Source organism: Brevundimonas sp. FV2ps16, assembly GCF_058681075.1.
In genome coordinates, this window is sequence record NZ_CM178728.1 from 52,723 (window position 1) to 79,252 (window position 26,530).

A 26,530-nucleotide genomic window follows, 5' to 3' on the forward strand; every position below is an offset into this window, starting at 1 on the left:
CGCCCATTCGCCGGAAGGCGCAGCCGTCGCCGCGCCGACGAATGTGTCTGCGCGTGCGGACGCCCTGCTGGCGCAGATGACGCGCGACGAAAAGCTCCAGCTGATCCACGGCTATTTCCCGCCGATGGCCGAGCGTACGCCCGGCGCGCCGGTCGCCGACATGATCCCTTCGGCCGGCCATATTCCCGGCATTCCGCGCCTGGGCATACCGAACCTGCGCGAGAGCGACGCGAGCCTGGGCGTCGCCAACCAGGTCGAACAGCGCAAGGGCGACGTCGCCACGGCCCTGCCCTCCAGCCTGGCCACGGCCGCCGCCTTCGATCCCGAGATCGCCTATGCGGGCGGGGCCATGATTGGGTCCGAGGCGCGGGCCAAACGGTTCAACATCCTGCTGGCCGGCGGGGTCAATCTGACCCGCGATCCCTGGGCTGGACGGAATTTCGAATATCTGGGCGAAGACCCTCTGTTGGCCGGGGTCATGGCCGGGGAGCATATCCGCGGCGTTCAGTCGAACAAGATCGTCTCGACGATCAAGCATTTCGCCTTCAACTCGCAAGAGACCGGGCGGATGATCATGGACGCGCGCCTGGACGAGGCGTCTCTGCGCGAAAGCGATCTGCTGGCCTTCCAGATCGCCATCGAGCGGGGAAATCCCGGCTCGGTCATGTGCGCCTACAACAAGATCAATGGCGACTGGGCCTGCGAGAACGACTTCCTGCTGAACCAGGTGCTGAAGCGCGACTGGGGCTATGACGGCTGGGTCATGTCGGACTGGGGCGCCGTCCATTCGACCGAGAAGGCGGCGCTGGCGGGTCTGGACCAGGCTTCGGGCCAGGAGCTGGACCGGGCGTTGTATTTCGACGCGCCCTTCCGGGCCGCATTGGACGCCGGGCGGATCCCCGAGGCGCGGCTCGACGACATGGTGCGCCGTCTGCTGGTCGGCCTGATCGAGACCGGGGTGCTGGATGCGCCCGTGGTCACGACCGAACAGCCGATCGATTACGCCCAGAACGCCGAGGTGGCCCAGCGCGCGGCCGAGGCCGGGATCGTCCTGCTGAGGAACGAGGGCGGGGTTCTGCCTCTGGCCAAGACGGCGAGGCGGATCGTGTTGATCGGCGGCCATGCCGACGTCGGCGTCCTGTCGGGCGGCGGCTCGTCCCAGGTGCGGTCAGTGGGTGGAGCGCCGGTGGAGATCCCACTGACCTCGGGCGCGGCGGCCTCGTTCGCACGGATCACCTGGCATGCGTCGTCGCCGCTGAACGCCATTCGCGCCGTCGCGCCGGACGCGACCGTCACCTACGTCGACGGCAGCGATGCGGCGGCGGCGGCCGCTGCGGCGCGGACCGCCGACATCGCCGTGGTCTTCGCCACCCAGTGGACGACCGAGGCCCAGGATGTCGAAAGCCTTTCGCTGCCTGACAATCAGGACGGACTGATCGAAGCCGTGACCGCCGCCAACACCAAGACGGTGGTGGTGCTGGAGACCGGCGGGCCGGTGCTGATGCCCTGGCTGGAAAAGACCCCGGCCGTGATCCAGGCCTGGTATCCCGGCCAGCGCGGCGGCGAGGCCATCGCCCGCATCCTGTTCGGCGAGGTCAATCCGTCCGGCCGCCTGCCGATCACCTTCCCTGCCTCGGCCGACCAGGCCCCGCGCCCGACCGTGCCAGGCCTGGAGGCGCTGAAGGCCGTGGACGCCGCCGCGGCCTCGAACCCCGGCGCCCCGCAAGGGGCCGAGCTGCAGCCCTTCACCGTCGATTATCCGGAAGGGTCGGACGTCGGTTATCGCTGGTACGCCCGCGAGGGCCGCAAGCCCCTGTTCCCGTTCGGGCACGGCCTCAGCTACACAAGCTTCGCCTATTCCAACCTTGCGGTGTCCAGCGCCAACGGCGTCAGCGTCAGCCTCGATGTGACCAATACCGGCGACCGGCCCGGCGCCGAGGTTCCGCAACTGTATGTCGCCTCGGGCGATCAGCCCCGACGTCTGGCCGCCTTCGCGCGGGTGACGCTTGCCCCGGGCGAGACGCGCCGCGTCACCCTGACGGCCGAGCCGCGCATCCTGGCCGAATATGACACGGCCCTGCCCGGCTGGCGCATCGCGCCAGGCGACTACCGCATCACCGTCGCCCGAGACGCCGCCGAGGCGGGGTTGAGCGCGACGGCCACGCTTTCAGGGTCGACCATCAAGCCTTGAACCAATGCCGCAAAAACAAAACGCGGCGCCAATGAGGAGGGAGAACGAGATGAGAATCCACAAGAGGCCCATGCTGGCGGCCTTGATGGCGAGTTCGGCGCTTGTCGCGCCGGCCTATGCCCAGGTCGCGGAACAGGCGCCGATCCCGGCGCCCCAGGACCCGACCGAAGTCGGCGAAATCGTCGTCACCGGCATCCGCGCGTCGCAGACGCAGTCTATCAACGTCAAGCGCAACGAGACCGCCATCGTTGACGCCATCTCGGCGGAAGACATCGGCAAACTGCCCGACGTCACCGTCGCCGACGCCCTGCAACGCATCGCCGGCATCCAGATCCGCCGTACCGCCGGTGAAGGCTCGACCGTCAATATCCGCGGCCTGCCGCAGGTCGTGACCCTGCTGAACGGCGAACAATATCTGAGCCCCGGCAACCTCGGCGGGGCCCAGCCGAACCTGAACGACGTGCCGTCGCAGTTGATGAGCTCGATCGTCGTCTTCAAGTCGCAGGACGTGTCGAACGCCCTGTCGGGCATCTCGGGCACCATCGATCTGCGCACCCGTCGTCCGATGGACTTCAGCTACGGCACGACCGTCACCGGCGCCGCCGAATACCAGACCGGGGAACGCACCCGTCAGGACGACTATCTGATCAACGGCCTGCTGAACTGGCGCGGCGATCGGATGGGCGCGATGATCTCGGGCGTCATGAGCAACTCGAACCTGGGCAACAACTACGCCGGTTCGGCGGGCAGCCTGCTCGGCAGCAACGACTGGGGCGGCTCAGGCAATGCCTGGTTCGCGCCGCACGGCTATGAGATGTTCAACCGGGTGGTGGAGCGCGAGCGGATCGGCCTGAACGGCGCCTTCCAGTTCGACATCGAGGACGGCATCCGACTGACGGCCGAGGCCTTCTACACCAAGCAGGACGAGTATAACCGCGCCGCCGGCCTGAACGTCTCCAATCGTTGGAGCGGCCTCGGCTGGCTGACGCCGACCGAGTCGACCGACACTGGCCTGGGCTGGCTGGACGTCGAGGAATACGACGTCGACGCCTGGTGGGTGAACTCCTTCACCGTCAACCGGGTCACCAACAACGAGTCCAAAAACTTCAACCTGGAACTAGACTACGACAAGGGCGGCCCCTTCACCTTCAACGCGCGCGCGATCAAGGCCGAAGCGTCCATGCTGAGCATGAACGGCCAGGTTCAAGGCGACCTGTCGAACTGGGAGTATGGAGCGGACCGCGCCTTCACCCTGTTCCGCCAAAGCGCTGACCGGACACGCGGCACATTCTATCCCGCCTCCATCGCCGCCATGTATCCGGCGTCGCGCTATTCCAACGGCGTGGTCGGCAGCGAGGGCGGTCGCTACATCAGCCCCAACCCGTTGGGCTATGGGGCGGATCCGCAACTGCACATCGACACCGGCGGATCGAAGCTGGCTTGGAGCGGTTTCGAGAACAACATCGTCGGCGGACTCGGCAATGTTCCGCTGAGCCAGTATATGGCGAACCTCGACTCCTATACGGTCGGCGCCTATTCGTCGGAAAGCAACCAGCGCAACAACTCTGATCTGACCGTCGTCCGCTTCGATGGTTCGTATGAGTTCCAGGAAGCGCCGGCCTTTGGCTTCCTGACCCGCGTCGACGCCGGCGTCCGGCACAGCGCGCGCGAAGTGTCGATCACCAGCTTCCACCTGTTCTCGGACTTCTACGCCGGACAGGGCGAAGGCAATCCAGCGGGCTGCTCGGCCCAGTGGAAGGCCATCGACGTGGTGATGGACCAGTCGCAGTGCCAGGCGGGTGAGTACGTCTCCAACCCTGGCTTCAACGCCTCCCTGCCCGTGGCTGCGACGCCCAGTTCGTGCGCCAATGGCGCAGTCGCCAATGCCCCGACCTGCTTCCAAGGCTATACGGTCAACCGGCCGACGCTGCTGCGAGAGAACAACAACACCTACTTCCTGACCGACTTCGGCTCGGTCACGTCGGGCATTCCTGGCGTGTGGGTGGCGGACCCCCGGGACTTCGACGATCCTCGCGCCTTCCAGGAGCGTGTGTTCGGAAACGCCTATGACGTAATCATCCCCGGCAACTCCTATGACGTCGATCTCTATGAGGACAGCGCCTATCTGAATGGAGCTATCGAGTTCGGGCAGTTGCACGGTGATGTGGGCGTTCGCTATGTCCGTACGGAACTGCGGGCGCGTCAGAACCTGACCGGCGAAACCCGCGCCTATGGCGACACCAACAACGACGTCGGCGACAGCATCTCCAGCCGCAGCTACGATGACTGGCTGCCGACGGCGAACCTGACCTACGATTTCACCGACAAGCTGAAGCTGCGCGCAGCCTACGCCAAGACCATGATCCCGTTGGATCTGGGCAACTACGGCGGTGGCGTCACGATTTCGACGGCGGATACGCCGGAATTGCAACCGGGCGAAACACCCGATCCCACCCGTCCTCCCGTCGGCGTTCGCCGCGTCACGGGCGCGACCCTGGGTGGAACGGTGGAGTTGAACCCCTGGCGGTCCACAAACTACGACCTCGCCTTGGAATATTACCACGGGCCCGCGACAATGTTTAACGCCGCGATCTTCCGCCTGGATATCGAGAGCTTCGTCACGCGTCGTACGGTCCCGCAAAGCGGATCCTATGCCGACGGCGATGGCGTCATCCGTCGTTTGGTGGACGTCAATCGCCCGGTGCAGGGTGCAGGCGGGCAGCTTCAGGGCGTGGAACTGGGGGCCAAGATCGGCTTGTCCGACTTCATCGACACACCGATCTGGTCAGACTTTGGTTTCGACGGCAGCTACACCTACTCCGACAGCACATCGAATGATCCGGCCCTAGACGGCAGCGAACTGCCGTTCATGGACAACTCCGAGCATTCGCTGAACGCTGCGGTCTGGTATCAGGGCGACAAGCTTCAGGCTCGGGTCGCCTGGAACTATCGGACGCCTCGCTTGAACGGCACCATGGGCACAACCCTCGACGGGAAGCAGGTGTTCATTCCGATCTACCAGGACACGTCGCAATACGTGGACGTGAACGTGACCTATGACGTCAGCGACATGGTGACGATCTACGCGAACGGCTCGAACGTCCTGGGCGAAATCGAGGAATACTACCTCGAGTTCAAGGACGGCGCGAAACAGTTCCAAGCCCGCAACGAGTTCGAGCCGCGTTACACCATCGGCGTGCGCGCTCGCTTCTAATCCCTTCCTGAGCAGACTGGCCGGCGACATTCGTGTCGCCGGCCTCTTTTTTCGCGTATTGGTACCGAGCCATGGATGAGATCGACGATCCTCGCATCCGTTCCATCGTCATCGTCGGCGGCGGCACCGCCGGCTGGATGACGGCTGCGGCCCTGGTTCAGCATTTCCGCACCACCCCGCTGAAGATCACCGTGGTCGAGTCATCCGACATCGGAACCATCGGCGTGGGCGAGGCGACCATTCCCACCATCCGTCGGTTCTATGGGCAGCTGGGGCTGCGCGACGACGACGTTATGCGCGCCACCCAGGCGACGTGCAAACTGGGCATCCGCTTTATCGACTGGTCCGGGCCCGGCTCGGACTTCATCCACCCCTTCGGCCTGTACGGGCAGGACGTGAAGGGGATCGGTTTTCATCATTACTGGCTGAAGCAGAAGCGCGCGGGCGATCCCGCGCCGCTAGCCGCCTATTCGCTGGGCGCGTCGCTGGCCGCCGGCGGCAAGTTCACCCTGCCCTCGCCCAATCCGCCGTCGTCGTTGTCGGTGTTCGACTGGGCCCTGCATCTGGACGCCGGCCTGTTCGCCCAGCATCTGCGCGCCTATGCCGAGGCCGGGGGCTGCGCCCGTATCGACGCCCGCATCCGCGCGGTCGAACTGCGGCCCGAGGACGGTTTCGTGCGCGCCCTGACCCTGGAAGACGGACGCGAGGTCGAGGGCGATCTGTTCGTCGACTGTTCGGGTTTCAAGAGCCTGGTGATCGGTGAGGCCCTGGGCGTCGGGTTCGAGGACTGGGGCCGCTGGCTGCCGTGCGACGCCGCCTATGCGGTGCAGAGCGCCAACCGCCCCGGCGACGCCCCCGCCCCCTTCACCCGCGTCACCGCTCGTTCGGCCGGATGGCAGTGGGGCATCCCGTTGCGCCACCGCGCCGGCAACGGACTGGTGTTTTCCAGCGCCCATCTGAGTGATGATCAGGCCCTGGCCGAGCTGATGCCCCATCTGCTGGGCGATCCGCTGACGGAGCCGCGACGCATTCCGTTCCGCCCCGGTCGGCGATCGCAGGCCTGGGCCAAGAACTGCGTCGCCATCGGTCTGTCGGCGGGTTTCCTGGAGCCGCTGGAGAGCACCAGTATCGCGCTGATCGAGACCGGGATCGAACGGCTGAAGGCCCTGTTCCCCGACCGCCGCTTCGCCCAGCCGATCCTGGACGAGTTCAACGACCAGACCGCGCGCGAGATGGAGCGGGTGCGGGACTTCATCATCCTGCACTACAAGCTGAACCGGCGGACCGACACGGACTTCTGGCGCGACTGCCGCGAGATGCCGATCCCGGAGACGCTGGAGCGCAAGGTCGCCTTGTGGACCGCCCGAGGTCAGTTCGTCCGGTATCGGTGGGAGATGTTCCACCCGGCCAGCTGGCTAGCCATCTATGACGGCTTCGGCCTGTATCCCGACGGCTACGACCCCGCCGTGGAAGCCATGGACCCCGCCTATCTGGCGCGCAGCCTGGCCGAGATGCGCGCCAATATCGCCGACCTGGTCGCCCGCACCCCCGACCACGCCCAATTCCTGGCGGGGCTCGATCCCGCCGCCTCCGCCTCAGCCGCATGAGACCCGACATGGACCAGCCCCGCCGCCCCCTGAAGAAGATCTGCATCGTCGGCGGGGGCACCGCCGGCTGGGTCGCCGCCGCCCTTATGGCCGAACATTTCAAGGGGCGGATGGCCGAGATCGAACTGGTCGAATCCGACGACATCGGCACGATCGGCGTCGGCGAATCCACCGTGCCGCCCTTCCTGGAAATGCTGAAGCGGCTGGGTATCGACGAGCGCGACTTCATCCAGAAGACCCAGGCCAGTTTCAAGCTGGGGATCCAGTTCGAAGACTGGACGCAGAAGGGCGAGAGCTATTTCCACCCGTTCGGCGCCGTTGGGGTTCCGGTGGATATCAGCGACTTCTATCCGGTCTGGCTGAAGGCGCGGATGAACGGTTATGACCGGCCCCTGATGGATTTCGCCGCTGCGGCCCGGATGGCGGCCCAGGGCCGGTTCATGCTGCCGTTCAAGGCCCAGCGCACCCCGGTCGGGGGTGCGTCCTACGCCGTTCACGTCGATGCGAAACGGGTGGCGCGCTATCTGCGCGACTTTGCCGAAGCGCGGGGCGTCAAACGCACCGAGGGGATCGTCGAGGATGTGATGACGCGGCCCGACGGCTTCGTCAGCGGCCTGAAGCTTAAGTCGGGCCAGACGGTCGAGGCAGACTTCTTCATCGACTGCACCGGCTTCCGGTCCCTGCTGATCGGCAAGACCCTGGGGGTCGGCTATACGGACTGGTCCGAATGGCTGATGTGCGATCGGGCCATCGCCGTCCAGACCGAGAATGTCGGACCGCCCACACCCTATACCCTGGCTCAGGCTCAGGACTGCGGCTGGCGCTGGCGCATCCCGTTGCAGCACCGCACCGGCAACGGCCATGTCTTCTGCAGCCGCTACATGTCAGACGACGAGGCGACGGCGCGCCTGTTGGCGCAGGTCGAGGGGCAGCCGGTGGTCAATCCGATGGTGGTGCCGTTCAAGACCGGAGTGCGCGAGAAGATCTGGGACAAGAACGTCCTGTCGCTGGGCCTGGCCAGCGGTTTTATCGAACCGCTGGAATCCACGGCCATCCACCTGATCTATCGCGGCATGGACTTCCTGTTCCGGCTGATGCCGGACCTGGACTGCGATCCAAACCTGGCGGCCGAGTACAATCGGCGGATGACGGTGGACTACGAGGAGATCCGCGACTTCATCATCCTGCACTACGCCCTGACGCGACGGGACGACACGGCCTTCTGGCGGCAATGCCGGGACATGGTCCTGCCCGAGGGCCTGCAGCACAAGTTGGAGGTCTTCCGCGCCAACGGCAGCCTGGTCGAGGCGTTGGATCCGCTGTTCCGCAATGTCAGCTGGTATTCGGTGATGGACGGGATGGGGGTGCGGCCCCGGTCCTATCCGCCGCTGGTGGACCGGATCGATTTCGCCGGCCTGACCGACGAGATGGACCGCGCCGCCAATATTCTGAACGCCTTCGTCGCCGACCTGCCGACGCACCAGGCCTTCATCGACACCCATTGTCCGGCCCCATCGGTCAATCTGCCCACGCCGTTGGCCGTGCCGGCCTGACATCGGCGCGCTTGCCTTGGCGCGGCCAAGCCTGACACAATGGCGCAGGGGATAAGGGATCAGAGTTTGCGTCGCGCCGTCACCATCAAACACGTCGCCGCCGAGGCGGGCGTTTCGCTGCAGACCGTGTCGCGGGTCATCAACAACGAGCCGAATGTTCGCCCGGTTGTGCAGGAGCGTGTACGCGCCGCTGTCGCCAAGCTGGGCTATGTTCCCAGTCTGGCGGCGCGGCGAATGGGGGGATCGCGCTCCTATCTGCTGATGGCGCTGAACGACCGGGACCGGACCATTGAGGGCTGGAAGTCCGGCGAAGGCACCGACTGGGTCGATCAGATGCTGATGGGCGGCATGCTGAAGTGCGAGGCCCACGGCTATCGGATGATCTTTGAGCTCGTCGACACCCATTCCGACCACGTCGACGCCGCCGTGCGCGGGGCCATTGCGGCCTTGCACCCCGACGGCGTCATCCTGACCCCGCCGCACAGCGAGAACCCCGCCATCACCGGCCTGTTGAGCCGGCTGGGTCTGCCCTTCGCCCGCATCGCCTCCATCGCCGAAGGGGACGGGTTCGCGGTGTCGATGGACGACGCCAAGGCGTCGGCCTTCGCTGTCGATCACCTGCTGGGCCTGGGCCATGTCCGCATCGGCTTTATCACCGGCAGCGAGGAATACGCCGTCAGCGGCGCGCGGCTGGACGGTTATCGTCAGGCCATGTCGGCCTCGGCGCACGGCCTGGACGAGACGCTGATCGCGCGGGGCGATTTCTCATACGAGTCCGGCGTCGCCGCCATGGAGACCCTGTTGGCCCTGCCGTCGCCGCCGACAGCCGTCCTCGCCAGCAACGATCGCATGGCCCACGCCGCCTTGCGCACGGCCAAACGGCACGGCCTATCGGCGCCCGCCGACCTGTCGGTCATCAGCTTCGACAACACGCCCCTGGCCCGGTTCGCCGACATGACGGCCGTCATTCAGCCGATCGCCGAAATGAGCGCCGTCGCCGCCGAACTGCTGATCCGTTCCACGGTAGGCGACGCCGACCTGCCCAGGCAAAGCATGGTCGATTTCGGCTTTGCCCCGAGAGGGTCGACGGCCGCACCGAAAGCCTGACCCCCGTCCGCTTTCGTTCTGGCGGTTAATGAAACGTACACGGCTGGAATGTCTTTCATCCGCCGCCTCAACGTCATCCATCAGCATTCCCAGCGTCGCCTCAGCGACATGGCCGCCGGTTACTGATCGCCGTTCAGGCCAAGCTTGGGGAAAAACGATGGCGAATGAATTCAAGACGCGGCTTATGGCTGCGGCGGCGATGACCGGCGCGATGGCGGCGGCGCATGGGGCGCTGGCCCAGACGACGGAGCCGGCGAGCCTCGACGAGATCATCGTCACGGCCCAGCTGCGCGAACAGAAGACCATCGAGGTGCCGTTCGCCCTGACCGCCTATTCCGGCCAGTTCCTGGGAGACCTGGGCATTCAGGAGTTCGAACAGCTGTCGGCCTTCGTGCCCGGCTTCCTGGTGCAGAACCAGTCGCCGAACAACCCCGGTTTCGTGATGCGCGGCATCACCTCCGACTCCGGCGCCGCCACCGCCGAGCCCCGCGTGTCGGTGTTCCAGGACGGCGTGTCGATTTCCAAGTCGCGCGGCTCCTATGTCGAACTGTTCGACCTGGAGCGGGTCGAGATCGCAAAGGGTCCTCAGTCGACCCTGTACGGGCGCGGCGCCCTGATCGGGGCCGTCAATCTGGTCCAGAACCGCGCCCAGCCCGGCGAGACCGAGGCCTATGCCAATATCGAGGCCGGCAACGAAGACTACCGGATGGTCGAGGGCGCGCTGAATCTGCCGGTCGGCGAGGCAGCCGGCCTGCGCGTCGCCACCCGCCTGAAGACGCGCGGCGGCTCGGTCGAGAACCTGCTGGGCGGCGAAGACTATAACGCCATCGAGACCAAGGCCCTCCGCCTGTCGGGCGCCTGGGAACCTTCGGACGCCATGCGGTTCGACGTGATCGGCAACTATCAGAACGACAACGCCTCGGGCACCTCGTTCAAGTCGAACGCCTATGAGCCGGCCAATCCCACCACCGGCGCGGTGCTGGGCGGCACGGAGCCCTGGGAAGGCGCGGCCCTGACGTCGGGCGCCGATTTCGACGGCGGCAAGACCCTGGGCCTGAGCCGTGAAGTCTGGGGCGTCACGGGTCTGGCCCGGATCGATCTGAATTCGGCCTGGACCCTGAACTCGACCACCGCCTATCGCGAGTTCGACAACTACGAGACCTTCGACGCCGACGGCGTGTCCCTGCCGATCCTGACTGCGGCGGAAGAGACCCATGGCGAACAGTGGAGCCAGGAGCTGCGTCTGGGCTTCGACAACGGCGGCCAACTGACGGGCTTCGTCGGCGCCGGCTGGTTCCATGAAGAAGGCTATCAGCGCACGCCGACCCAGTGGAACGAGAGCATGGCCCTGGCGCAGTTGTCCGGCCTGCTGGACGGGTCGCCGACGGCGGTCGGCGACAACACCCTGCCCGCTTCGCTGTATCCGACCGTTGCGCGTGGGATCCTGGCCTCTCTGCTGACGCCGCTGGGCGCCGGCGCCCTGGCCACGCCGATCGCCGCCAACCTGGACTCGAACCATATCGAGACCCCGATCAACAGCTCGGAACTGACGTCCTACGACGTCTTCGCCGACGCCACCTACGCCTTCTCCGACCGGTTCGAAATGTCGGCCGGCGTCCGCTACACCCGCGACGACAAGACGACGGGCTACGCCAGCTCGGTCGAGAGCCGTTCGGCCCTGGGCGCCCTGCTGGCGATCCAGGCCGGCGCGATCCCGGCGGCCCAGCTGCCGGCCTTCCTGTCGGCCATGGCCAGCCCGGCCTTCGCCAGCCTGCCCGCCAGCGTCTTCCCGCTGTTCGGCCTGACGTCGCAGCCGACCGCCAACAACGGCGACTTCTCCTATTTTGACTCGGAGGACGACGGCGTCACCTGGCGCGTCACGGCCCGTTACGAGCTGACCGATGCTGCCAATGTCTACGCCAACTATGCGCGCGGCCGTCGCCCGGAAGTGATCAGCGCCTCGGGCCCCTCCGGCCCCGGCGGCGCGCCGCGCTTCAGCCCGGTCGACGCGGAAACCGTCGACAGCTACGAGATCGGCGCCAAATCGGCCCTGCTGGACGGCCGTCTGCGCGTCGACGGCGCGGTCTTCATGTACAACTATGAAAACTTCCAGACGACGATCCAGGAAGGGACGCAGACGATCACGACCAATGCGGGCGAGGCCAAGTCCTATGGCTTCGAGGGTCAGGCCAACTTCGCCGTGGCGTCGATGCTCGACCTGTTCGCCACCTACGCCTACAACCACTCGCGCTTCGAGAACGGCATCTACGAGGGTAACCAGTTCCGACTGTCGCCGGACAACGCCGCCTCGATCGGCGCGACCTGGCGCCTGCCGGTCGCGGGCGGCGAGATCGAGGTCCAGCCGACCTATACCTGGCAGTCCAAGGTCTTCTTCGACGACGACAACGACATCCCGGCGCTGCAGACCAGCAACATCGTCGCCGACCTGGTCCAGGACGAATACCAGGACGCCTATGGCCTGCTGAACCTGCGCGTCCGCTATACGCCGGAAGGTGGGAACTGGGGCGTCGAAGCCTTCGGCGAGAACGTCCTGGACGAGGAATATATCAAGGACGCCGGCAACACCGGCGACGCCCTGGGCATGCCGACCTTCATCGCCGGTCGTCCGGCGGCGTACGGCCTGGTGTTCAAGCTGAAACTCTGAGGATCGAACGATGAATCTGGATCGCCGCAGCCTTCTGGGACTGCTCGGCGCGGGGGCGGCGACGCCCGCCGTCGCCCAGTCCGCCCAAACCGGTCAGGTCGCCTTCCTTCATGGGGTGGCCAGCGGCGATCCGGATCAGCATTCGGCAGTCTTCTGGACGCGCGTCACCCCGACCGATCCGTCGGCCGGGGATGTCGCCGTCACGCTGGAGGTGGCGAACGACGCCGCCTTCGCCGACGTAGTTCGCCGCTCTTCCGGCCTGCGCGCCCGGGCGGAGCGCGACTTCACCGTCAAACACGATCTGGACGGCCAGGGCCTGGAGCCGGGTCGCGAGTATTTCTACCGCTTCGTGGCCAATGGCGTGACCTCGCCGGTCGGGCGGGTCCGCACCTTGGCTGCGGGCGCGACGCCCCAGGTCAGTCTGGCCGTAGTCTCATGTCAGCTTTATCCCGGCGGTCTGTTCAACGCCTATGAGGCGATCTCACAGCTGGAACGGTTGGACGCGGTCGTCCACCTGGGCGACTATATCTACGAATACGGCGCCGCAGCCGACGACTATGGCATGACCACCGGCGCAGCCCTGAACCGGGCGCCCCTGCCGCCGCATGAGATCGTCAGCCTGGCCGACTATCGGACGCGCCACGCCCAGTACAAGACCGACCCCGATCTGCAGGCCGCCCACGCCCGCGCCGCCTTCATCTGCGTCTGGGACGACCACGAGGTGGCCAACGACACCTGGATGCTGGGCGCCGAGAACCACCAGCCGGCGACTGAGGGCGACTTCGCGACGCGCAAGGCGGCGGCCCTGCGCGCCTATTACGAATGGATGCCGATCCGCGAGGCCAAGGCCGGCGGCATGAAGGAGGCGATCAACCGCAGCTTCCACTTCGGCGACCTGGCCAGCCTGCATATGGTCGAGACCCGGCTGCTGGCCCGCGCCGAACAGATGGATTTCGCCAACATCCCCAAGACCGCCGACGGCCGCCCGGACGTCGCCGCCTTCGAGGCCCAGCGCCAGGAGCCTTCCCGCGACCTGCTGGGCGGCGATCAGCGCCGCTGGCTGGGCGAGGCCATGAGCCAATCCAAGGCCGCCGGTCGTCCGTGGCAGATCCTGGGCAATCAGGTCGTCATGGCCCGGGTCAAGGGACCGAATATCGAAGAAATGGTGCCGCCGGCCCAACTGGCGCAGATGATCGCCGGCCTGCCCGCCGAGTATCAGCCGCAGGTTCAGGCCGCGATCCAGTTGTTCAAGCTGGGCCTGCCGTTCAATCTGGACAGCTGGGACGGTTATCCGGCCGGGCGCGAGCGCCTGTACGAGACGATGGAACAGGCGGGCGTCGAGCCCATCGTCCTGGCCGGCGACAGCCATGCCTTCTGGGTCAACGAACTTTACGACAACGGCGGCCAACGCCGGGCGGTCGAGTTCGGAACCTCGTCCGTCTCCAGCCCCTCGCCGGGCGATCTGGTGGCCGGCTTGCCGCTGGGCCTGGCGCTTCAGGCCGCCAATCCGGAGATCAAGTTCTGCGACCAGTCAGCCAAGGGTTATGTCCTGCTGACCCTGGAGCGGGATCAGGCGGTGGGTGAACTGCGCGCCGTATCGACCATCCTGGCCAAGCCGTATGAGACCAGGACGCTGAAACGCTACCGGCTGACGCGGACCGAGACCGGCCTGGGCCCGCTGGAAGACGTCACCGCACCCGCCTGATCGAAGCCACCGCCAGGGTCGCCCCGCCGAAACAGGCGGCGGCGGCCAGGAACAGGCTGCGGAAGTCCTGGCCCAAGGTCTCCAGCAGGACCAGGGCGACCAGGGGTGCGATCGCCTGGGGCAGGGTTACGGCCAGATTGATCAGGCCCAGGTCCTTGCCCCGGTCCTCGACCGACGGCAGGACATCGGTCATCAGGGCGATATCGATGGCGCCGTAGCAGCCCTGGCCCACCCCATAGAGGGCGAAGGCGACGACCACGGCCGTCCAGTCCTGAGTAGTCGCCATGACCGCCGCCGCTAGGGCCAACAGCACCCCGCCCGCGATGGCCAGCGGCTTGCGTCGGGTGATCCGCGAGCCGCCCATGGCCACGATGGTGCTGACGCTGACCACCCCGACGACGGCGATGGCGGTCAGCAGAGAATGGCCGGCCTCGGCCGAGCGTCCAGGGAAGAGGCGCGGGAAGCCGATGGCGTCGGCGACGTAAAAGAGCAGATAGAAGGCCACCAGCGAATAGCCGGTGACGACCAGAAACCGATACGACCAGGCCAGGGTGAAATCGCGAACGGCGAAGGGCGCCAGCAGGCTGGGTAACGAAAAACCTGACAGGGGCGCCCGCGCCCGGTCTGCCGGCACGGGATCCTCACGCGACAGCACAGCGAACGGCACGGTCGCGACCAGAACGACGGCGGCCAGGGTCGCGAAGCGCGCCGCCTCGCCCTGCGGCCCCCAGGCCATGACGACCGAGCCGACCATGGCGGCCAGCGGATAGCCCATGCCCATGACGGCGGACATGGCGCTGCGCCGGTTTTCAGGCACCCGGTCGGCGAACAGGGCGATCAGCGGGGCAAGGAGGATGTTGAAGGTCAGCTGGAAACAGACCAGGCCCAAAATGAGTCCCAGAGGGGTCGAGGACTGCTGGATGGCGGCGTAGCTGCCGACCGTCAGCACCGCGCCGACCACGATCCACGGCCGCCGCCGGCCGTGCCGCGACCGGGTCCGGTCGCTGAGGGCGCCGCCGATGATATTGCCGACCCCGGCCGCCATACAGCCCCAGAACAGGGCCTGGCTGAGCAGCGGCCCCTTGGCCTGGCCGTCGATCAGCTCGGCGTGGAGGGGCGCGAGCACCTGAAGCAGGGGCGCGACGCCGATGAAGGCGCCGATATAGGCGACGGCGTAACCGATCAGAAAGGCCGAACCGACCGGCCGGGGAGACGCGCCGGCGGTCATGCTTCTGGTCTCAGGCCCGTACGGCTCGGGTCGCTTCGACCCCCAGCGCGGTCAAGGACGCCGCCGCGATATGTTCGGCGTTGAGCCCCGCCAGAGCATACATGGCGGCGGGGGCGTCCTGGTCCTGGAAGACGTCGGGCAGGTTCAGGGTGCGGACCTTCAGGCCGCGATCCAGCGCGCCCTTTTCGGCGAGCAGTTGCAGCACGAAGGCGCCGAAGCCGCCCATGGCCCCCTCCTCCACCGTGATCAGGGCCTCATGCTCGCGCGCCAGACGCAGGATCAGGTCGGCGTCCAGCGGCTTGGCGAAGCGGGCGTCGGCGACGGTGGCCGACACGCCCCGGGCCGCCAGCAGGTCGGCGGCCTTCAGCGACTCCTGCAAGCGGGTGCCGAGGGACAGGATGGCGACGGACGTGCCCTCGCGCACGATCCGGCCCCGACCGATCTCGAACGGGGCGGCTAGTTCCGGGATCTCGACCCCGACGCCGTCGCCGCGCGGATAGCGGAAGGCGCTGGGACGGTCGTCGATGGCCAGGCTGGTCGAGATCATGCCCGCCAGCTCGGCCTCGTCGGCGGCGGCCATCAGCACCATGCCGGGCAAGGCGCCCATGAAGCCGATGTCGAACGACCCGGCGTGGGTCGCCCCGTCGGCGCCGACCAGACCGGCCCGGTCCATCGCGAACCGCACCGGCAGCGACTGGATCGCCACGTCGTGGACCACCTGATCATAGCCGCGCTGGAGGAAGGTGGAATAGATGGCGCAGACCGGCTTCATCCCGTCGGCGGCGAGACCGGCGGCGAAGGTGACGGCGTGCTGTTCGGCGATGCCGACGTCATAGGTCCGCTCGGGGAAGGCCTGGCCGAACAGGTCCAGCCCGGTGCCCGACGGCATGGCGGCGGTGATGGCCACGATCGAGGGATCGACCTTGGCGTGTTTGATCAGCTCGGTCCCGAACACCTTGGTGTAGCTGGGGGCGTTCGACACGGACTTGGCCTGTTTGCCCGAGATCACGTCGAACTTGACGACGGCGTGCAGCTTGTCAGCGCTGCTCTCAGCCGGGGCGTAACCCTTGCCCTTTTGGGTCACGACATGGACCAGAACGGGCCGGTCCTCGATGGCCGCAGCCTTCTTCAGGATCGGGACCAGGTTCTCCATGTCATGCCCGTCGATGGGGCCGACGTAGTAGAAGCCCAGTTCCTCGAACAGAGTGCCGCCGGTGACCATGCCCCGGGCGTATTCCTCGGCCTTCTTGGCGGCGTTGCGGAAGGGGCGCGGCAGGTGCTGGGCGACCGAACGGCCCAGGCGGCGGACGTTCTGATAGGCGCCGCCGGACACAAGACCGGCTAAATAGGCGCTCATCCCCCCGACCGGCGGGGCGATGGACATGTCGTTGTCGTTCAGTATGACCATCAGCTGGCCGTTGGTCGCCTCGGCCGCGTTGTTCATCGCCTCATAGGCCATGCCGGCGGACATGGAGCCGTCGCCGATGACGGCCACGACCTTGTTCTTCTCGCCCTTCTGATCGCGCGCGGCGGCGAAGCCGAGGGCGGCGCTGATCGAGGTCGAGGCGTGGGCGGCGCCGAAGGGGTCGTATTCGCTCTCGCTGCGCTTGGTGAAGCCCGACAGGCCGCCAGGCTGGCGCAGGGTGCGGATACGGTCGCGACGGCCGGTCAGGATCTTGTGCGGATAGCACTGGTGGCCGACGTCCCAGATCAGGATGTCCTTGGGCGTCTCGAACACATGGTGAAGCGCCGTGGTCAGTTCGACCACGCCCAGGCCGGCGCCCAGGTGGCCGCCCGTGACCGAGACGGCGTCGATGGTCTCGGCCCGCACTTCTTCCGCCAGCTGCTTCAGCTGGGCGATGTCGAAGCCCCGCATGTCGGCGGGAAACTTGACGGTGTCGAGAAGCGGGGTGTCGGGCATCAGCCGGGAAAACCTTGAAAGTCTGATCGATCAACCCCTGAGGGAGATCGATGTTTCGTATCAGGACCGGCGCTTTAGCACAAAGTCCACGCTCGCCTTGAGGATTTCCGCCTCCAGTCCGAACGGTTCGAGATGGGCGCGGGCCTGGTCGGACAGGTGGGCGACACGTTGGCGCGCCTCCTCCAGGCCCAGCAGGGTGACGAAATTGGTCTTGCCCAAAGCCGCATCCTTGCCGCCGGCGGCCTTGCCCATTTCCTCGGGCGAACCTTCCGCATCCAGAAGATCGTCGACGATCTGATAGGCCAGGCCGACGTCGTGGGCGAAACTGATCAGGGCGTGCTGATGCTGGGCCGAGGCCTCGGCGATGATCAGGGGAATTTCGAAGGCGTAGGCGAACAGGGCGCCGGTTTTCAGCCGCTGCATCCGGGCGACGCCGCCCAAATCGTCGCGCACGCCCAGCAGATCGATCATCTGGCCGCCGGCCATGCCCCGCGCGCCGGAGGCCAGCGACAGCCGCGCCGCCAGTTCGCACCGTACGGCCGCGTCGTCGTGTGTGTCCTCGTCCAGGATGATGTCGAAGGCCGCGGTCTGGAGCGCGTCGCCGGCCAGGACAGCCGTGGCCTCGTCATAGGCGCGGTGGACCGTCGGGCGGCCGCGCCGCATGTCGTCGTCGTCCATACAGGGCAGGTCGTCGTGGACCAGGCTGTAGGCGTGGACGCATTCCAGGGCGCAGGCGGCGCGCAGCACCGACCGCTCATCAATGTCAAACAGCCGTGCGGCCTCAAGGGCGAAGAAGGGCCGCAGTCGTTTGCCGGGCCCCAGCGCCGCATAGCGCATGGCCTCGGTCAAGCGGGCTTCCGGGCCCTCGGCGCGGGGCAGCAGTTCGTCGAGCGCCACGGTGACCAGGTCCGCGACCTCGGCGACCCGGTCGATCACGGCCTGCTCAGGCGAATTGGCGGCGAGGATGTGAGTCAAAACAGCCGCCCGCCCAGCGGCAAGTCGCGATCCACGCCGACCAGCACCACCTCGCCGTCCGCGTCGGGGAAGCCCAGAGTCAGGACCTCGGACTTCACCGGCCCGATCTGGCGCGGCGGAAAATTGACCACTGCCGCGACCTTGCGGCCCTCCAACTCTTCCAGCGTGTAGTGGCGGGTGATCTGGGCCGAGGACTTCTTGATGCCGATCTCCGGGCCGAAGTCTATCTGCAGCTTGAAGGCCGGCTTGCGCGCCTCGGGGAAGGCTTCCGCCTTGACGATCTGGCCGACGCGGATGTCGACCTTCATGAAGTCGTCGAAGGTGATCGCCTGCGTCATTCGAACGACGCCGCCTCGACGCCCTTGGCCTGGCCGTCGGGGCCGACCACGATCTTTTCGACACGCAGCTGGGCCGCCTTCAGACGCGCCTCGCAATGGGCCTTCAGCTTCGCGCCCTCCTCGTACAGGGCGATGGATTCCTCCAGCGGAGCCTGGCCCGATTCCAGGCGCGAGACGATGGTCTCCAGGCGCTGCAGGGCGTCTTCGAAGCTGAGGTCGGCGGGGATGGCGGCGGCGGTATCGGTCATGGCGCGGACCCTAGAGGGGGTCGAAGCCTGCATCAACGGTGGATGCGGCTATCGCTTCTCGTAGCGGCGCTGGGACCAGTATTTGAAGCCCTGATTATGCACCAGTTTCCAGCCGTCGGCCTTCAGCCGGGCGCCGACCATGTGATTGAAATAGCCGTGGGCGAAGACCAGCACGTCCTGGCCGGTTTCGGCGCGGGCGATCAGTTTGCGCGCCGCCTGTTCGGCGCGGACCTCGGCCTGGGCACGGGTTTCCTGGCCGCCGTGGTGGTCGAACGCGTGCCACCAGAAGCGCGACACCACGCCCCACCATTTCGGCGACAGCTTGATCCAGTCGGGGATCGGCGGCGGCGGCAGGGGCGCCTCGATGAACAGGACGTCCGACATCACCTCACGCCCGGCGGCGACGGCGGCGGCGGTTTCCTGGGCGCGCTGGCGGGTCGAGGCGTAGATGGCGCCGGCGCCCTGGGCCGTGGCCACCAGTTCCGGCGGCGGCGTCTGGCCGGCCAGCAGGCCGCCGATTTCGTATTTCGCCCACCAGTCGCCGTACTGACGCGCGGTGATCAGGCATTTGCGTGACAGGGCCGGCTCGCCGTGGCGCGTCAGGGTGATGGCGCCCGGCCGCATGCCGGCCAAGGCGCGGGACGCAGACCCGCCGGCCGGCTGGGCGACAGAGTCTTCGGTCGAATCGAGGGACAGGGCGGGGGATGACATGGCGATCGGACGGGCCTTAAGTTTCAAGGCGTTGTACGTCCTATTCCTCCCCGAGCGCGGCGACATGTGCGACCGCAGAGCGGCCTAGTCCTTCAAGGTCGTAACCGCCCTCGAGCGCGGACACAACCTTGCCTGCGCAGGACCGGCGCGCGACCTCCAGAACCGCGCGGGTCGCCCAGGCGAAATCCTCGGCCTCCAGCGACTGGTGGGCCAGGGGATCGCGGCGGTGGGCGTCGAAGCCCGCAGAGATCAGGATCAGGTCCGGCCGGAAGGCGTCCAGCGCCAGCATCAGCCCGCCGGCGAAGGTCGCGCGCCAGGCCTCGCGCGCCGCATGGGGCGCGACCGGCGCATTGACGATATTGCCCACGCCGGTCTCATTCGCCGCTCCAGTGCCGGGATAGAGGGGCATCTGGTGGATCGAGGCCAGGAAAAGGCTGTCGTCGTGTTCGAACGCCGCCTGGGTGCCGTTGCCGTGGTGGACGTCGAAATCGACTACCGCCACCCTCGCCATCCCCTCGGACTGGGCCACGCGGGCCGCGACGGCGACGGACGAGAACAGGCAGAAGCCCATCGCGCGATCCGGCTCGGCATGGTGGCCGGGCGGGCGGACGGCGGCGAAGGCACGGTTCATCTCGCCGCGCGCCACAGCCCGGACGGCGTCGATGGCGGCGCCCGCCGCCAGCCGCGCCGCAGGAACACTGCCGGGCGACAGCACGGTGTCGGCGTCGAGCCGATTCAATCCCTCGGCGGGGGACGCCTCAAGCAGGCGCGCGACATAGGCGGCCGGATGCACCCGCTCCAGATCGGCAACCTCGGCGTGGGTCGCCGCGCGTCGGTCGCCGGCGAGCCCTGCGTCGGCCAAAGCATCCACAACCGCCTTAAGCCGTTCGGGACTTTCAGGATGGCCTGCACCCGGCGCGTGGGACAGCATCGAGGGATGGGTGAAGATCGGCAGGTCGGTCATGGCGGATGGGTCATTTCTTAGATGCGCCTTGCGGGCAGCCTATCGCAAGCCGATGTGCAAGGCGACGAAACAAGCCCTAGGAGATCGTCATGAAGGCCATTGGCACGACCGGCCCCCGACCTGCGACCGCCCCCGCCGCCCTGGTCGCCTTCGACGCGCCGGAGCCCAGCCTGCGCCCCCGCGACCTGCTGGTCGAGGTCAAGGCCGTCAGCCTGAATCCCGTGGACACGAAGGTGCGCGCCAGCCGAACGCCGGAAGACGGCCAGCCCAGCATCCTCGGCTATGACGCCGCCGGGATCGTGGTCGGCGTCGGGTCCGAGGTCAGCCTGTTCAAGATCGGCGACGACGTCTTCTACGCCGGCCAGATCGACCGCCCCGGTTCCAACGCCGAACGCCAGGCCGTCGACGAGCGGATCGTGGGGCCCAAGCCCACCTCGTTGAGCTTCCCCGAGGCTGCGGCCCTGCCCCTGACCTTCATCACGGCCTGGGAGCTGCTTTTCGATCGGATGAGGGCGGGCCGCGACGAGGACGAGACACTGCTGGTGGTTGGAGGGGCCGGTGGCGTCGGCTCGGCCCTGATCCAGATCGCGCGCGCCGTAACGAAACTGAGGGTCGTCGCCACGGCCTCGCGTCCCGAAACCCGTCAATGGTGCCTCGACCTCGGCGCCCATGCCGTCATCGACCATGCCGGCGCCATCGACGAGGCCCTGACGGCGGCGGGCGAACGCGCACCCAGATACGTCGCCGCCCTGAACCAAACCCAGCCCCATTTCGAATCCCTGGCGCGCGCCGTCGCCGTGCAGGGGGTGGTTGGCTGCATCGACGATTTCAAGGGCCTGCCGATCGAGCTTTTGAAGCTCAAGTCGGCAGGGTTCGTCTGGGAGTTCATGTTCACCCGTTCGCTTCAGCAGACGCCGGACATGATCGCCCAGCATGAGCTGCTGTCCGAGGTATCCCGTCTGGTCGACGCGGGCGTCCTGCGCACGACCCTGACCGAGAACCTGGGGGCCCTATCGGTGGAGGCCCTGCTGGAGGGTCACAGGCGGCTCGAGAGCGGATCGACCATCGGCAAGGTCGCGCTGGACGGCTTCTGAGGCTATGGGCGGATCATGACCGAGACCCTGATCCGCCCCGCCCGCCCCGAAGACGCCGAAGCCCTAGGCGCTCTGGGTCGCCGGACCTTTGTCGACACCTTCGTGACCGGTTTCTGCATCCCCTATCCCGAGGCGGACCTGAAGGCCTTCCTCGACGCCAGTTTCGATCCCGAGCCGACGCGGAAGAAACTGGCGGAGCCCGGCTGCGCCTGGTGGGTGGCCGAGCGGGACGGCGAACTGCTGGCCTTCGCCAACGCGGGCCCCAACGGCCTGCCCCATCCCGAGGCCCGATCGGAGCACATGGAGTTGCGCCGCTTGTATGTATCCAAGGCCGCGCAGGGTCTGGGCCTGGGCACGAAGCTGCTGAACCTGTCGCTGGACTGGATGGAGACCAACACCCAGGGGCCGTTATGGATCGGCGTCTGGAGCGGCAACGAAAAGGCCCAGCGCCTGTATGCGGCCTATGGGTTCGAGAAGGCGGGCGAGTATGAGTACCCGGTCGGCGCCTGGCGCGACCACGAGTTCATCTTGCGGCGCGGATAGACTATGGTGTGGGCATGACCCGCGCTGAACTTCTGGAAAAGCTGCGCGACCTCAAGCCCTGGCTCGAAGAGCAGGGCATCGTAAACGTGCGCCTGTTTGGCAGCTACGCCCGCGACGAAGCGGGACCGGGCAGCGACGTGGATTTGCTGGTGGATACCTCCAGGCCCATGGGCATCGAGTTTCTGACCACGGAACGCCTGCTGGCTGAGCGACTGGAGACGCCGGTCGAATTCTGTTCCTGGGAAGTCATGCGGCCCTATGTCAGGACGACGGTCGAGAAAGACCTGATCCTTGTCTGACGAGGCCGACGCGAACCTGGTCGCCGAAATCCTGGACGCCGCCGGTCGTGTGAAATCCTACCTCGCGTCCGAAGGCCGGGAAGGCTTCATGCGTCAGACGCTGGTTTATGACGCCGTCTGCATGAACCTTTTGCGGACGGGAGAATGCGCACGCTTCCTGAGCGACGACATTAAGATGCGCCTGCCAGACATTCCGTGGCCCGACATCGTCAATCTGCGGAATCGTGTGGCGCACAGCTATGAGACGCTGAAACCGGACGTTCTATGGCTGATCTCTAGCGTAAGCTTGCCAGAACTGGACCAGGCGCTCCGCAGCCTGAGCGAGATTTAATGCTCCTGCCCTTCTTCACCGCCCTGCGCGACGCCAAGGTTCCGGTGTCGATGAAGGAATGGCTCCATCTGATGGAGGCCATGGATCACGATCTGGCCGGGCGCGAGATCGAGGCCTTTTATCACCTGTCGCGCGCGGTGCTGGTCAAGGACGAGAAACACTATGACCGGTTCGACCAGGTGTTCGGGACCGTGTTCAAGGGCGTGGAATCGGTCGGCGCCGGCGAGGATCTGACCACCGACATCCCCGAGGACTGGCTGCGGCTGCTGACCGAAAAATATCTGACCGACGAGGAAAAGGCGCAGATCGAGGCGCTCGGCGGCTTCGACAAGCTGATGGAGACGCTGAAGCAGCGGCTGGAGGAGCAGAAGGAACGCCATTCCGGCGGCTCGAAATGGATCGGCACGGGCGGGACCAGCCCCTTTGGCCACGGCGGCTATAATCCTGAGGGGGTGCGGATCGGCGGGCCGGGCAAGCATGGCCGGGCGGTCAAGGTGTGGGAGAAGCGCGAATTCCGGAACCTTGACGACACGGTCGAGCTGGGCACGCGCAACATCAAGGTGGCGCTGCGTCGCCTGCGCCGGTTCGCGCGCGAGGGGGCGGCGGAAGAACTGGACATCGACGGCACCATCGACGGCACGGCGCGCCAGGGCTGGCTGGACATCCAGATGCGGCCAGAGCGGCGCAATACGATCAAGGTCCTGCTGTTCCTGGACATCGGCGGGTCGATGGACGGCCATATCAAGCTGGTGGAGGAGCTGTTCTCGGCCGCCCGGACCGAGTTCAAGAACCTGGAGTTCTTTTACTTCCACAACTGCCTGTACGAAGGCGTCTGGAAGGACAACCGGCGGCGTCACACCGAGCGGATCGCGACCTGGGATCTGCTGAACAAATATCCCGGCGACTGGCGGGCCATCTTCGTCGGCGATGCGACCATGTCGCCCTATGAGATCACCATGCCGGGCGGTTCGGTTGAGCACTGGAACGAGGAGGCCGGCGCCGTTTGGATGCAACGCGCCCGGCGGCAGTGGGAAAAGTCCGTGTGGCTGAACCCGGTGCAGGAGCGGTACTGGAGCTATACGGCTTCCGTCGGCCTGCTGCGCGAGGTGATGGACGACCAAATGTTCCCCCTGACGCTGGAAGGGCTCGACAAGGCGATGCGAGCGCTGACAAGGTAGTTTTCGCGTCCCGGGCGAACCGCCCCGAAATAGTGTAAGAGGCCTGAGACATGCTCGCCGCCCTCGCCCTGCTTCTTCTAGCCCAACAGGCGGCCCCTGCCGTTGTCTGGGAGGCGCCTGCGCCAGTGGCCGAGACGCCCGCGCCCGCCGTGGCGCACACGGTGCCGCAGTGGGGTCTTGCCGATCCGTTCGGCTATGAGCGGGCGCGGTGCAGCCCGCAGCTACGCGGCGCGCGGTCGCTGGAGGTCTGTCAGGCTGAAGTTCGCGCCCAACTGGCCCTGGCCCTGGGGCCGGATCTGCCCGACGCCCTGCGCCCAGCGGGCATGGCGGGCGACTGTCAGATGACCCAGGCGGCCGAGCGCGGATCGCCCTACGGGCTGCAATGCGGCGCCCAATCGCGCGCACCAACGAATTCCCCCCTGCCCAAGGAGGTGGATTGCCGCCCCCGGCCTGTCGAAGGCGGTTTCAGTTCGGAATGCCGACCCGTCGGTGAGACGGAAGACAAGGGGTTGAAGCTGAAGCTGTGGGGCAACGACTGACGGCTCGCCGTCCTCCAAAGCCAAGCCGCGCGGTCCTCGTTCGCCTCACACCTCGAGCGTCGCTTTGACCCTCGTCAGAGAGGATTTTTTGAGAACGTTCTCAAACATGCTAGCCCTGTCGAAGTTGTCAGGGGGCGGCGATGACTCAGAAAAGCGGCGGACGGCTGAACGCACTGGATGTGCTGCGCGGCCTTGCAGTGGCGGGGATGATCCTGGTGGTCAGCCCGGGCGATTGGGGAATGACGTGGAGCTGGTTGCAGCACGCGGCGTGGGACGGCTGGCATCTGGCCGACATGGTGTTCCCGACATTCCTGTTCAGCGTGGGCGTGGCCATCGCCCTATCCTTTCCGCGGGCCTTCGATCCAGCGGCGCAACGCGCCTTCTGGCTCAGGGTGGGCCAGCGAGTCTTGCTGCTAATCGCACTGGGGCTGGTTCTGGAGGCGACCTATAATCTGACCCTGGCCTTGGGCGGCGGCGGGCCGGGTCAGGCCGATTTAGGACATCTGCGCCTGCCCGGAGTGCTGCAACGGATCGCGCTCTGCTATGGCCTGGCGGTGCTCGCCGTCGTCGCCACGGGACAGATGGCCACGCAGCGGATCAGCCTGCGTCCCGGCGCCGTGGGCGCCGTCATCGCCGCCGTTTTGATCAGCTACTGGCTGTTGCTGACCTTCACGCCCGTGCCGGGCTATGGCGCGGGACGACTGGATCCGGAGGGCAATCTGGGCGCATTCATTGATCGGGCCGTGTTTACGCCCCCGCATCTGTGGCCGTTGGGCTGGGCCGAGCCGGGCGGACCGGTGGTCTATGACCCGGAGGGGCTGCTCTCGACCCTGCCGGCGACGACCAATGTGCTGTTCGGCGTCTTGGCCGGACACATCATCGCCACCCGAGCCGCGCGGGCGCCGCTGATCCTGGCCGCCTCAGGCCTCGGCCTATTTCTCGCCGGCCTGGCGTTGGACCCTGTCTTCGTCGTCAACAAGCGACTCTGGACCTCTAGCTTCGCCCTGGTGAGCAGCGGCTTTTCAGTCATGCTTCTGGCCGCCCTGATGTCTGTCACGGGGCAAAGGGTGATCGCCACGCTGTCGACGCCGTTCCGCATCCTGGGCGGAAACGCGATTGCCGCCTTCATCCTGTCGACCCTTTTGGGACGTCTGTACGGCCTGCCCGTGCTCCCGAGCGCCGAGGCCGTTCAGCGGACGCCGCAGGGCTGGCTCAACGCCCGGATGCTGTCGGTGTTTGGAGAGCCGTATTGGGCCTCCTTCGCCTGCGCCGTGCTGATGGTTTCGGTGGTGACGCTGATCCTCACGCCGCTCCATCGACGGGCCATACACATCCGCCTTTGACCAAAAGAAAGGGCCGCCGGCGAACCGGCGACCCTGACTTCATTCTGATCTGGTTTGATCAGTTACGGTTGTCGCGAAGAGTGTCTTTCACGCCGCCGACGGCGTTCTGGACCTTGCCCTCGACCTGATCGGCCTTGCCTTCGGCCTGCAGTTTGGAATCGCCGGTCATCTTGCCCGCGCCTTCCTTGATCTTGCCGCCGATGTTCTTGGCGGAGCCTTCGATACGGTCATGATCAGCCATGGGAATTCTCCTTTTTGGGCGGCGCCGTCATAGCGCCGCGACGTGAAAGGAGAACGGGACGATCGCCCGCCTTGTTCCGTAAGGTTCAGCTTGCCCGACGCAGCCAGACCGCGACGGCCCAGGCGTGGGCGTCGTGGCGGAGGCGCGACAGAGCCACGGTGGGCTCAAGCCAGACCAGGGTGTGGTCGTCCTCACACTTGGCGTCGGGGTTCTCGGCCACGACCGATGCAGTCCAGAAGCCGCCGACGTTGTAGAGCGGCTGGCCATTGCTCTTCAGATGATACTGGCCTGCCTCGGCGATGCGGTTGAAGGGCGTCACGGTAAGCCCCGTCTCTTCGACGAACTCGCGCACCAGGGCCTGAACCTCCGTCTCCTCCCCGTCCACGGCCCCGCCAGGGAGATCGAAATAGGCGCCGGCCGGACGTTCCACCCGGACGCAGGCGATCAGGCCGTCACGTTGGACGACGCCGAAGGCCGTCGCGCGATGGCGATAGTCTAAACCGGGATTGCGAAGGCCGAACTGGAGCATGGCGAA

At 66.7% G+C, this 26,530-nt stretch carries 23 protein-coding genes; 14 read left to right on the top strand and 9 right to left on the bottom strand.

Annotation, left to right across the window (positions count from 1 at the left end; genetic code table 11):
• Positions 1–76 precede the first annotated feature (76 nt).
• The 7 genes from ACW170_RS00290 to ACW170_RS00320 all read left to right on the top strand — a co-directional run bounded on the left by ACW170_RS00290 (position 77) and on the right by ACW170_RS00320 (position 14,042).
• The gene (locus ACW170_RS00290) at positions 77–2,191 is read left to right on the top strand and encodes a beta-glucosidase family protein (RefSeq protein WP_492089204.1); all 2,115 of its coding nucleotides are present in this window, start codon (positions 77–79) and stop codon (positions 2,189–2,191) included.
• A gap of 49 nt (positions 2,192–2,240) precedes the next feature.
• Positions 2,241–5,405, top strand: a complete 3,165-nt coding sequence (locus tag ACW170_RS00295; RefSeq protein ID WP_492087725.1) for a TonB-dependent receptor — start codon at positions 2,241–2,243, stop codon at positions 5,403–5,405.
• 71 nt (positions 5,406–5,476) lie between these two features.
• A complete protein-coding gene (locus tag ACW170_RS00300; RefSeq protein ID WP_492087726.1) occupies positions 5,477–7,012 on the top strand; it encodes a tryptophan halogenase family protein in 1,536 nt (511 codons plus the stop codon).
• Positions 7,013–7,020: 8 nt separating this feature from the next.
• Positions 7,021–8,565, top strand: coding sequence for a tryptophan halogenase family protein (locus ACW170_RS00305; protein WP_492087727.1), 1,545 nt, complete (start codon positions 7,021–7,023; stop codon positions 8,563–8,565).
• A 66-nt stretch (positions 8,566–8,631) separates the two neighbouring features.
• Positions 8,632–9,672: a LacI family DNA-binding transcriptional regulator gene (locus ACW170_RS00310; protein ID WP_492087728.1), complete on the top strand. Its 1,041-nt coding sequence runs from the start codon at positions 8,632–8,634 to the stop codon at positions 9,670–9,672.
• 157 nt (positions 9,673–9,829) lie between these two features.
• Positions 9,830–12,337, top strand: a complete 2,508-nt coding sequence (locus ACW170_RS00315) for a TonB-dependent receptor (protein ID WP_492087729.1) — start codon at positions 9,830–9,832, stop codon at positions 12,335–12,337.
• Positions 12,338–12,347: 10 nt separating this feature from the next.
• Positions 12,348–14,042, top strand: coding sequence for an alkaline phosphatase D family protein (locus ACW170_RS00320; protein WP_492087730.1), 1,695 nt, complete (start codon positions 12,348–12,350; stop codon positions 14,040–14,042).
• Here ACW170_RS00320 and ACW170_RS00325 read toward each other — a convergent pair.
• From ACW170_RS00325 to ACW170_RS00355, 7 genes are read right to left on the bottom strand one after another with little or no spacing between them, the layout of a single operon-like run.
• A complete protein-coding gene (locus ACW170_RS00325) occupies positions 14,026–15,270 on the bottom strand; it encodes an MFS transporter (RefSeq protein ID WP_492087731.1) in 1,245 nt (414 codons plus the stop codon). The genes ACW170_RS00320 and ACW170_RS00325 overlap by 17 nt on opposite strands.
• A gap of 10 nt (positions 15,271–15,280) precedes the next feature.
• Positions 15,281–17,194, bottom strand: coding sequence for a 1-deoxy-D-xylulose-5-phosphate synthase (dxs, locus tag ACW170_RS00330; RefSeq protein WP_492089205.1), 1,914 nt, complete (start codon positions 17,192–17,194; stop codon positions 15,281–15,283).
• 57 nt (positions 17,195–17,251) lie between these two features.
• Positions 17,252–18,127 carry a polyprenyl synthetase family protein gene (locus ACW170_RS00335; RefSeq protein WP_492089206.1) on the bottom strand — a complete coding sequence of 292 codons (876 nt, stop codon included), beginning with the start codon at positions 18,125–18,127 and terminating at the stop codon, positions 17,252–17,254.
• Between the two features lie 35 nt (positions 18,128–18,162).
• Positions 18,163–18,504, bottom strand: coding sequence for a tRNA-binding protein (locus tag ACW170_RS00340; protein ID WP_492087732.1), 342 nt, complete (start codon positions 18,502–18,504; stop codon positions 18,163–18,165).
• Positions 18,501–18,752, bottom strand: coding sequence for an exodeoxyribonuclease VII small subunit (locus tag ACW170_RS00345; protein WP_008260204.1), 252 nt, complete (start codon positions 18,750–18,752; stop codon positions 18,501–18,503). The genes ACW170_RS00340 and ACW170_RS00345 overlap by 4 nt, the downstream gene beginning before the upstream one ends.
• Before the next feature lie 48 nt (positions 18,753–18,800).
• Complete coding sequence (locus ACW170_RS00350) at positions 18,801–19,463, bottom strand: histidine phosphatase family protein (protein ID WP_492089207.1); 663 nt, start codon at positions 19,461–19,463, stop codon at positions 18,801–18,803.
• A gap of 40 nt (positions 19,464–19,503) precedes the next feature.
• Positions 19,504–20,427 carry a histone deacetylase family protein gene (locus tag ACW170_RS00355; protein ID WP_492087733.1) on the bottom strand — a complete coding sequence of 308 codons (924 nt, stop codon included), beginning with the start codon at positions 20,425–20,427 and terminating at the stop codon, positions 19,504–19,506.
• 89 nt (positions 20,428–20,516) lie between these two features.
• Here ACW170_RS00355 and ACW170_RS00360 point away from each other — a divergent pair, with 89 nt between their 5' ends.
• The 7 genes from ACW170_RS00360 to ACW170_RS00390 all read left to right on the top strand — a co-directional run bounded on the left by ACW170_RS00360 (position 20,517) and on the right by ACW170_RS00390 (position 25,754).
• A complete protein-coding gene (locus tag ACW170_RS00360) occupies positions 20,517–21,521 on the top strand; it encodes a zinc-binding alcohol dehydrogenase family protein (protein ID WP_492087734.1) in 1,005 nt (334 codons plus the stop codon).
• 15 nt (positions 21,522–21,536) lie between these two features.
• Positions 21,537–22,064, top strand: a complete 528-nt coding sequence (locus ACW170_RS00365; protein ID WP_492087735.1) for a GNAT family N-acetyltransferase — start codon at positions 21,537–21,539, stop codon at positions 22,062–22,064.
• 14 nt (positions 22,065–22,078) lie between these two features.
• A complete protein-coding gene (locus tag ACW170_RS00370) occupies positions 22,079–22,363 on the top strand; it encodes a nucleotidyltransferase family protein (protein WP_492087736.1) in 285 nt (94 codons plus the stop codon).
• Positions 22,356–22,694 (top strand): HepT-like ribonuclease domain-containing protein, encoded by a 339-nt coding sequence (locus ACW170_RS00375; RefSeq protein WP_492087737.1) that lies wholly within the window; start codon positions 22,356–22,358, stop codon positions 22,692–22,694. Before ACW170_RS00370 ends, ACW170_RS00375 begins: the two co-directional genes overlap by 8 nt.
• The gene (locus tag ACW170_RS00380) at positions 22,694–23,872 is read left to right on the top strand and encodes a vWA domain-containing protein (RefSeq protein ID WP_492087738.1); all 1,179 of its coding nucleotides are present in this window, start codon (positions 22,694–22,696) and stop codon (positions 23,870–23,872) included. Before ACW170_RS00375 ends, ACW170_RS00380 begins: the two co-directional genes overlap by 1 nt.
• A gap of 50 nt (positions 23,873–23,922) precedes the next feature.
• Positions 23,923–24,411, top strand: a complete 489-nt coding sequence (locus tag ACW170_RS00385; protein ID WP_492087739.1) for a hypothetical protein — start codon at positions 23,923–23,925, stop codon at positions 24,409–24,411.
• Positions 24,412–24,551: 140 nt separating this feature from the next.
• Entirely contained in the window at positions 24,552–25,754 is a 1,203-nt protein-coding gene (locus ACW170_RS00390) for an acyltransferase family protein (protein ID WP_492087740.1), read from the top strand.
• Between the two features lie 58 nt (positions 25,755–25,812).
• Here the strand turns inward: ACW170_RS00390 and ACW170_RS00395 are convergent, their stop codons facing one another.
• Together ACW170_RS00395 and ACW170_RS00400 are read right to left on the bottom strand one after the other, a co-directional pair.
• Positions 25,813–25,995: a CsbD family protein gene (locus tag ACW170_RS00395; RefSeq protein ID WP_492087741.1), complete on the bottom strand. Its 183-nt coding sequence runs from the start codon at positions 25,993–25,995 to the stop codon at positions 25,813–25,815.
• Positions 25,996–26,080: 85 nt separating this feature from the next.
• A complete protein-coding gene (locus ACW170_RS00400) occupies positions 26,081–26,524 on the bottom strand; it encodes an NUDIX domain-containing protein (protein ID WP_492087742.1) in 444 nt (147 codons plus the stop codon).
• Between the last annotated feature and the right edge of the window lie 6 nt (positions 26,525–26,530).